2 protein-coding genes are annotated in these 2,396 nt (G+C 65.7%); both read left to right on the top strand.

All coding sequences use genetic code 11. From position 1 onward, the window contains the following. The first annotated feature begins 56 nt into the window (after positions 1 to 56). A complete protein-coding gene (guaA, locus tag AC1D01_RS30425; RefSeq protein WP_477873078.1) occupies positions 57 to 1,640 on the top strand; it encodes a glutamine-hydrolyzing GMP synthase in 1,584 nt (527 codons plus the stop codon). A gap of 130 nt (positions 1,641 to 1,770) precedes the next feature. After that, a partial coding sequence (locus AC1D01_RS30420; protein ID WP_477873076.1) for a tyrosine-type recombinase/integrase occupies positions 1,771 to 2,396 on the top strand: 626 nt, incomplete at its 3' end.

Genomic DNA, 2,396 nt, shown 5'->3' with positions numbered 1-2,396 from the left:
AGACTCCTTCGACCACGCCGGCCGCCACGAGCGCCGGCTGATGACACTGCCCCACCATGCACGACAAGATCCTCATCCTCGATTTCGGCTCCCAGGTCACGCAGCTGATCGCCCGCCGCGTGCGCGAGGCGCATGTGTTCTGCGAGATCCATCCGAACGACGTCAGCGACGCGTTCATCCGCGAGTTCGCGCCGAAGGGCATCATCCTGTCGGGCAGCCACGCCAGCACCTATGAAGAGCACGAGCTGCGCGCGCCGCAGGCCGTGTGGGACCTGGGCGTGCCGGTGCTGGGCATCTGCTACGGCATGTTCACGATGGCGGTGCAGCAGGGCGGGCAGGTCGAGGCCAGCACGCACCGCGAATTCGGCTATGCCGAGGTGCGGGCGCACGGCCACACGCAACTGCTGAACGGCATCGAGGATTTCAAGACGCCCGAAGGCCACGGCATGCTGAAGGTGTGGATGAGCCACGGCGACAAGATCACCGCGCTGCCGCCGGGCTTCAAGCTGATGGCGTCGACGCCGAGCTGCCCGATCGCCGGCATGGCCGATGAATCGCGCGGCTACTACGGCGTGCAGTTCCACCCCGAGGTCACGCACACGGTGAAGGGCCGCGAGTTGCTGAACCGCTTCGTGCTCGACATCGCCAAGGCGAAGCCCGACTGGGTGATGGGCGACTACATCGAAGAAGCGGTGGCGCGCATCCGCGAGCAGGTGGGCAGCGAAGAGGTGATCCTCGGCCTGTCGGGCGGGGTCGATTCGAGCGTGGCCGCGGCGCTGATCCATCGCGCGATCGGCGACCAGCTGACCTGCGTGTTCGTCGACCACGGCCTGCTGCGGCTCGACGAAGGCCGCATGGTGATGGAGATGTTCGCCGGGCGGCTGCATGCGAAGGTGATCCATGTCGATGCGAGCGATCAGTTCCTCGGCCACCTGAAGGGCGTGAGCGACCCCGAGGCCAAGCGCAAGATCATCGGCCGCGAGTTCGTCGAGGTGTTCCAGGCCGAAGCGAAGAAGCTGAAGAGCGCCAAGTGGCTGGCACAGGGCACGATCTACCCGGACGTGATCGAGAGCGGCGGCGCCAAGACGAAGAAGGCGGTGACGATCAAGAGCCACCACAACGTCGGCGGGCTGCCCGAGACGCTGGGATTGAAGCTGCTGGAGCCGCTGCGCGAGCTGTTCAAGGACGAGGTGCGCGAACTGGGCGTGGCGCTGGGCCTGCCGCCGGAGATGGTGTACCGCCATCCGTTCCCGGGCCCGGGCCTGGGCGTGCGCATCCTCGGCGAGGTGAAGAAGGAGTTCGCCGACCTGCTGCGCCGCGCCGATGCGATCTTCATCGAAGAGCTGCGCAATGCGCGCGACGCCGAGACCGGCAAGACCTGGTACGAACTGACGAGCCAGGCCTTCACGGTGTTCCTGCCGGTCAAGAGCGTCGGCGTGATGGGCGACGGCCGCACCTACGACTACGTGGTGGCGCTGCGCGCGGTGCAGACCAGCGATTTCATGACCGCCGACTGGGCCGAGCTGCCGTACAGCCTGCTGAAGAAGGTGTCGGGGCGGATCATCAACGAGGTGCGCGGGATCAACCGCGTCACGTACGACGTGTCGAGCAAGCCGCCGGCGACGATCGAGTGGGAGTGATTCGGGGCAGATCGGTGCGGTCTTCGACTGTTCAGCCACCATTGAATCCGCTGCGGGCGGCGCAGCTCGAAGGAAAGACCTCACCGATCTCAAGCTCCGAGGGTTGAAGCCTCGCGACAAGACGTACAAGGTGACCGACCGCGATGGGATGTACGTCGCCGTCTCCCCGACTGGCGCGCTGTCCTTCCGATACGACTACCGGATCAGCGGTCGGCGCGAGACGCTCACGATCGGTCGGTACGACTCCGATATCGGCGCGAAGCGCGCTCGCGATCCCGACGACCTCGACTACGGTATGAACTTGTCGCTGGCGGAGGCGCGGCAGTTGCTCTCGCGCGCCAGGCGCCTTGTTGAGCGCGGTCAGTCACCATCTCGCGCCAAGGTCGAGAAGCGGGCCGAGGCTGCTGGCGCGCCCACTTTCGGCGGATGGGCCGACAAGTACTTTGAGTTCAAGGCCGACCCGAAGAGCGGCGGCCTTCAGCTTGCGGACAGCACGCTGGCGATGAGAAAGTCGACCTATCGCCGAGCCCTCGCTGAGCCGTTTGGCAAGCAGATGCTCCATGAGATCTCGCATCAGCGGTTGGCTGCCCTTTGCGACAAGTTGAAGGCTGAGCGAGGACCGGACGTGGCGGTACATGCGCGCGAGATCGTCCTTCTCGTCTACCGCTTCGCGATCAGCAAGGGCGCGGATGTCTCCAACCCGGCCGAGAAAATCAGGCCAGGGGATATTGCGACCTTCAAGCCGCGGGATCGCTG

The organism is Rhizobacter sp. P3_B12 (genome assembly GCF_056402895.1).
This window is presented reverse-complemented; position numbering and strand designations above follow the sequence as displayed.